General features: G+C 66.4%; 4 protein-coding genes and 2 pseudogenes. 1 reads left to right on the plus strand and 5 read right to left on the minus strand.

Annotation, left to right across the window (positions count from 1 at the left end; all coding sequences use genetic code 11):
- Positions 1–8: 8 nt before the first annotated feature.
- From ACWD6N_RS32640 to ACWD6N_RS32660, 5 genes and pseudogenes are all read right to left on the minus strand, one after another.
- Positions 9–1517 carry a PIN-like domain-containing protein gene (locus ACWD6N_RS32640; protein ID WP_450005957.1) on the minus strand — a complete coding sequence of 503 codons (1509 nt, stop codon included), beginning with the start codon at positions 1515–1517 and terminating at the stop codon, positions 9–11.
- Between the two features lie 100 nt (positions 1518–1617).
- Entirely contained in the window at positions 1618–2514 is an 897-nt protein-coding gene (locus ACWD6N_RS32645) for a hypothetical protein (protein WP_450005959.1), read from the minus strand.
- 617 nt (positions 2515–3131) lie between these two features.
- Complete coding sequence (locus tag ACWD6N_RS32650) at positions 3132–4391, minus strand: tyrosine-type recombinase/integrase (RefSeq protein WP_450005961.1); 1260 nt, start codon at positions 4389–4391, stop codon at positions 3132–3134.
- Positions 4391–4573 carry a helix-turn-helix domain-containing protein gene (locus tag ACWD6N_RS32655; RefSeq protein WP_450005963.1) on the minus strand — a complete coding sequence of 61 codons (183 nt, stop codon included), beginning with the start codon at positions 4571–4573 and terminating at the stop codon, positions 4391–4393. The genes ACWD6N_RS32650 and ACWD6N_RS32655 overlap by 1 nt, the downstream gene beginning before the upstream one ends.
- Positions 4574–4598: 25 nt before the next feature.
- Positions 4599–5990, minus strand: a pseudogene (locus tag ACWD6N_RS32660) (replication initiator); the annotation flags it as partial.
- On the opposite strand from ACWD6N_RS32660, the pseudogene ACWD6N_RS32665 reads away from it, so the two are divergent.
- Positions 5962–6144: pseudogene (locus tag ACWD6N_RS32665) on the plus strand (hypothetical protein); the annotation flags it as partial. The pseudogenes ACWD6N_RS32660 and ACWD6N_RS32665 overlap by 29 nt on opposite strands.

Consider the following 6144-nt stretch of genomic DNA (forward strand, 5'->3'; position numbering starts at 1 on the left):
CTGACCTGTCAAGAGCGTCGGACGAACTCCACCCTCTCGGTATCGATTCGTACACCGCGAGCCTTGAAGCCAGCCGCTGCTATCGCCTTGCCAAGTGAGTTTTGGGGTGAGTACCAGTACGGGAGGTGTTTGCGGGCGGATGGTGCAAGCGTGTCACCAAGGACATCTTCGACTTCGTCGAAGGTCATTGATGTCGCTTCGCTATCCAGCGCTGTTAGATAGTCGGTCAGTGGCTGATACTTGCCATTTGCTTCGACATCCAATCCTGTGTCGGGCGGCGCGGCGTTCTGGTTGAGAATGTCCACAACTTCAGAAGGAATCCGGATGGCACTCAACGAGCCGGCGTCGACGTATATCGGCTTCATCATCGGTGTCACCGAGGGCGGCAGGACCTTGGCGGCCTGTAGGTCAGCCGTGATCCTGGCGGTAGGCCGGGTGATGCCGCGCAGCATCCGGTCCTCGCGATAGTCGCAGAGGGCGTAAATCTCCTCACGGCTAATGGTGCCGCCCCCAGCCGCCGCGCCCCCGATCACGTCCGCCAGATCGCGCCGTCCTTCGCCACGCAGCCGCTGGAGCAGCATGTCCACCGCCTCTGCCGTCCACTTTCCAGGTATGTCGATATCTGAGCGAGTGATGTCGGCGTCCCTGGCGGACTCTGGGTTGACCTCGACGTCGAGAGCCTGGGAGCGGTTGAGCAGGTCGCTGGCTCGCATCAGGAACAGGCGACGCCCGGTACTGTCGAAGAACTCGTTCGTCATCTCCTGCCGTGGGCCGATCATGTCCGGCCCACGACGCCACCACCAGTCCTCCTTCTCATCGTTCGTAACGATGATGAGGTCCATCTCCCGTGTCTTCGCCTCGTGGCACGCCTGAATGTAAACGAGGAAGTCGCCAGCGGCAGCCTCCGGGTACTGATCACCCTTCTCGGCGTCCAGATAGCCAGGAGGTATGAGATCGTCCACCCGCTGGTTACCTTCGGAAATCAGCGACTCCCAGGTCTTCTCCGCTGGGCGCCGAAGCACTTTGCCTGCCAGAAGCTCCGAGAGTCTACTGAGTACCGGATCGGAGTCGGCCGGTGTGGAGGGGTGAACGCGGTCGGGTGTGGCTCGGTCGATCGCGTCCCGCAGTCGCTGGAACACACCATCAACTTCGGCGTGCAATCGCTGTAACTCGGCATCGTCGATGGCCAACTGCTTGGACCAGGTTTCGAGGGCGCGCGCTGCCGCGGCGCGGCTCTTCTCCAGGGCGGCGCGGGCTTCGCCTGTCGCCTGCTCCGGATTGCCGATGGCCCGGAGCCGATTGCGGTGGAACTCGCGCATGGCCTGGTAGGGGACGATGAGACGATCGCCCAGCTTTTCGAAGATCGTCAACAGGTCTGCCGTCGTTCGAGCGTTGTAGCGATAGAGGTTGAGCAGTACGTTGGCGTCCACCGCGACCAGCGCTGTCGTCAACGCGTGACGCGACTCGGCCTCGCTCACCACACGATAGCCCTCGAACCCGTCGAACAGCCCAGCCACCGATGACCTCCTCAGGACGGGCTCCATTGTTGTCTATCTCATGGTAGGGGCCTATTGGTCGAGCGGCCGATTGCAGTACGTACGGATTGCCTCTCGCGGGTCAGGCGGCTGGCCTTCGGCGTGGCCGGTCCCTGATGAGGGCGGCCAGGTGAGCTCCGGTTGCGGTCATATCGATGGGCGTGCCGGCTAGCTGATTGGTCAGCTCATCGACGGGGTATCGCAGCAGCCGCTGGTATCGAGCGGCGTAGACGGCGACGTGGGTGACGCGGTGACCATCGTGATGGGCGAGCAGCGCGTACGTCATGATCTGACGGATCAGCTCGTTAAGGTAGCGATCTTCGTCGAGTCGGCCGCTTTTCACCTCCAGCACGGTGGTGCCGAGGATGAAGTCGGCGTGGCGATGTCCGTCGAGCAGGGACAGCTGCGCGGTCGCCGGTCCGTAGGAGCGGAGAGCGCTGTGGAAGCCGCTGGAGTAGCTGGCCCAGACGGTACGGAACGCACGCCTGGTGTGGTACGTCTCGTCGGGACGACTGTTGAGGAGGCGCGGGTACCGCTGCAGGAGATGATGTGCGACATCCTCCGCGTCTAGGCGATGACGGTCGAGGTCGGTGAGCAGGCTACGAATGTGAGCGAGCCGACTGGCGACGGTAAAGATGTGCGCCGGGTGCGGCGGTGAGCCGCTACGGCGCCAGGCATCGTAGGCCGTGGCGGCGCCAAGGGTGGTCCGGTAGCCAGCCATGCTGAGCAACCGGGTCGCGAGGTCGTGGTCGAGGCAGTGGAGCAGGCGAAGATGCGGGCTCTGATCGCACAAGGCCAGACCAATCGCGAGTTCCACAACGTGGCCGAAGAACGACTTGTTCGGCGGGTCGATCAGCAGAACTGGACAGCGGCAAAGATCCGCCGCAATTTCGGCGCGCAGAACATGCTGGTACGGAAACGTCTCGGCCAGCAAGGCGCCGACGGGATCCTGCGACACGCTATGGGATCCGGCGATCATGGTGGTACCCCTCTCACGGCGGGAGCGACGCTGACCACGGGTGCGGCAGCGTGAGGCCCGACTGGTAGGGAACGCGCGAGACAGGCGGCCCGTCCAGATAGGCGGAACGTCCTCAGCAACCAGATGGGTAGAGCCGCAAGCGGTCTGTAGCCCTCGGCGTTCACGCCGCGATGTGGGCTCCGGGAAGAGGAAGCGGCAAACAGGGAGACGGATAGACCGGCGTCCCGACTCCTGCACCGTACGACGGACACGAGCGACGCACAAGGAACTCTACGCCCACCGCTTCGAGTAGCGTGGCCGGCCAAGCACCGGTTCCGCTCAGCTGGGTTATGGTCGTCCGGGACGCGGTATGCGGGTGCTCGCCGGGTGCTCGCGCGCCGTGGACGACGGGCATCCGGTGGCACGCGGCGGCCCCCAGGCAACGGACTGGTGGGGGATGTGGGACTGCCAGCGCTGTGGGGGACCGATGAGCATGGCATCGGCGGGGCTCTTAATCCGCGGGTTCGGGGTTCGAGTCCCTGGCGGCGCACCAGCAATCATCTGGGCATTTACCCCTCACGGGTGGGTGCCCAGATGTCGTTTCGGCGCGAGTGACAGCAACGGCGACAGCAACGATGTCACTCGTCAGCGTCATCACCCGTCTCAGGCTCGGCGAGCGCCGCGTCCATGTGTCCTGCTGCCTCTTGCTGCATGGCCGGCATGACGTGCCCGTAGATGTTCATGGTCACCGCGATCTGGCTGTGGCCGAGGATGTCCATGACGACCCGTGGCGACACGCCAGCGGCCAGCAGCAGAGTGGCGCAGGTGTGCCGCAAGTCATGGAGCCGGATCGGCCGCACACCGGATCTCGCCATCAACCGACCAAACGCGGTGTTCAGGTTGCGCGGCTCGACGTGGCGACCGGTGGCGGTGGTGAAGACAAGCCCCGTCTCCTGCCACTGGCCGTCGGCAAGCTTGCGCTCCTGCTTCTGAGCGTTGCGGTGCCGCTTCAGCGCTTGGACCACGACGGCTGGCATCGTCAGGACGCGACGAGAACGGCGCGACTTGGGCGGGCCGAACACCACACCGTCGCCGCGAACGCGCTGCAATGTCTGCCACACCCGCAACTGTCCGCCGTCCAGGTCGACGTCCGACCACCGCAGCCCGAGGAGTTCACCGCGTCGCAGACCAAGGGCCAACGCGACCACGAACAGGGCGTGCAGCCTGTGTGCCTTTGCCGCCGCCAGGAACACACGGGCCTCAGCCTCGGTCCAGGGGTGAATCTCCTCCCGGTCGGGCGCGGGTGCCTGCACCAACCGAGCGACGTTGCGGGCAAGCAGCTCTTCGCGCACGGCTTGGCCGAGCATCGCCCGTAGCACGGCGTGGACCTGCTGAACCGTGCGCGCCGACACCTTGGGTCGCTCGTCCTCGGGCTGATCCTTCCGCCCGGGGGTACGCGTCGCCGCCGCCTTGGCGAGCATTAGCCGGACATCGGCGGGGGTTAGGGCCGTGAGCCGCCTCTTTCCGATAGCTGGCACCAGGTAGCGCGCGACCAACGACCGGTACCGAACCAGCGTGGTCGGACGTAACTTGGGTGAAGCCACATGCTCGATCCAGTAATCGGCGTATGACGCGACGGTCCATCCGGTGGCCTCAGCCGGCAGCCCGCGATTGGAACGGCTCTTGATTTCGGTGAGCTTGGCATCGACCTCCTCTGCCGAGCTGCCGTAGACGGGCACGCGCTTGAAGGTGCCGTCAGTGGTCAGGACATAGGCCGCCCCTGCCCATCGGCCATCTTTGCGCTGATAGATCGACCCCTGGCCGTTGGCACGCTTCTTGGAACGGCGACGCCGAGGCTCCTCGGGCTCGGGAACGGGGAAGGCGATGACCGCGCCCATCAGGCAGCATCCTCCTCAAGCGAGGCCAGGAAGTTCCGCAGGGCAGCCACCGGAATCAAACGACGGTCCCCTATCTTCACGGAGCGCAGGCGACGGGACCGGATCAGGTTGTAGAGCATCCACTTGCTGACCCTGAGCCGGGCGGCGGCCTCAGGCACGGTCAAAAGTTCCGAGGTATCCATTGATCTCCCTTCATAAGTTGACAGGTCACGCGGCGACCGAGTCGGTGCCAGCGGGGGTGGTGCCGAGTTCATGGGCGAGCTCTTCGCGGCCGGTCGCGTGTCGTTCGCGGGCGAGGGCGGCGGCGGTGTTGGCGAGGAGTGCGTCTCCGGTGGTGTGCCAGCCGACGCCGGCGAAGGTGAGGGTGCCGACGATGAGCGTGGTGTCGTCGAGGTGGTCGACGGCCTTGATGTGCTCGCCGGCGTCCTGGTCCTGGTCGTCGTTGCGTCGGTAGGTGACGCGGGTGTCGCGCAGGAGTTGAAAGGTGACGGAGTAGCGGCGGGCTTTGGTGAGGAAGTGGCCGCCGAAGCCGAGCATGTGTGCCCACCTGCGCAGCCGGGCGTACGCGTTGCCGGTCGCCGGTTTCGTCGGTTCTGCTTCAAGGGCGGCTTGACGCTGGGCGACGCAGACGGGGCAGGCGGCGTAGCGGGTGTGGGTGCCGCAGTCGGGGCACTCCCAGCGCTCGACGAAGCCGGGGGTGGGCCGGTGGTCCCGGGGCCGGTCGAGCAGGGGCCGGGGTGTGCTGGTGGGTCGGCCGATGCGCCAGCAGGCGTCGATGAGGCGGGCGGTGTGGTCGCCGTCGGGGTCGGCGTAGTCGCCGATGGAGTCGGCGTCGAGCCTGACCGAGCGGTGCCCGGTTACCTCGGTGCTCTTGGTGGCGTACTTGGCAAGGTAGCCGGCGACCATGCCATCGGTGACCTCACCGCGACCGGTCAGGCTGATCGGACGGATGTCGAGTTGCTTGCCCCACATGACGGGCCAGCCGGCGGGCCGGTCGGGGTGGCCGGGGGTGGTGTAGTCGACCTGGGCGGCGGCGTGCCGGATGGCGTCGTCGAGGTCGGCGGCGGTGAACCCGGCCGGCGGCGGGATGACGGCGGTGGGGTCGGTGGGGTGGACGCCGTCGAGCCGGATGAGGGCGTGGAAGTGCACCGCCCCGCGTGCTTGGAACTCGGCGGCTTTGCCGTGGGACAGCCGGACCGGGGCGACCTTGCGCACCTTGCCGGAGGCGGTGACGACGTCGACGGGTGGGATGCCGCGTCGGCGGGCGAGGTGGGCGAGGTGGCGTTCCGCGGCTTGCTTGGTGCGCCGCCACAGCTCTCCGACGAACACGTTCCAGACGACCTGGTGGTCGTGGTCGTAGCAGTCCAGGCACAGCGGCTGACCCAGCACGGCGTCTGTCGGTTCGTGGCGTGCCCAGCACACCGCCGGGCGACCGTGGGCGCACAGGCCGGCGGTGGGGTTGGTGGTGCGGCGGGCGTGGCAGGGGTCGGGGCGGCAGTCGCAGCGTTTGCGGTTGGCGCAGGTGTGCCGCTTGACCGCGCGGGCGTGGACGGGGCCGAAGGACGGTGCGGTGAAGGTGGCGAACACCGCCGGGTGCCGCGGGGTGACCGAGAGCAGGCCGGCGAGTTCATCGGTGGTGATGGGTCGGCCGGTGCTCTGGGTAGAAGCCTTTTTCGGCTTTTACCCCGTCGTGCAACACGCTGTCACCATCAAGGAGCAGCAGGTTTCGATCAATGACGTCATGGGAAAGGAC

The sequence above is a fragment of the Micromonospora sp. NPDC005163 genome, from assembly GCF_053599835.1.

Coding starts and splice junctions, on each gene's coding strand:
- ACWD6N_RS32655 (WP_450005963.1), bottom strand. CDS start 4,573: ATGGATACCTCGGAACTTTTGACCGTGCCTGAGGCCGCCGCCCGGCTC.
- ACWD6N_RS32650 (WP_450005961.1), bottom strand. CDS start 4,391: ATGGGCGCGGTCATCGCCTTCCCCGTTCCCGAGCCCGAGGAGCCTCGG.
- ACWD6N_RS32645 (WP_450005959.1), bottom strand. CDS start 2,514: ATGATCGCCGGATCCCATAGCGTGTCGCAGGATCCCGTCGGCGCCTTG.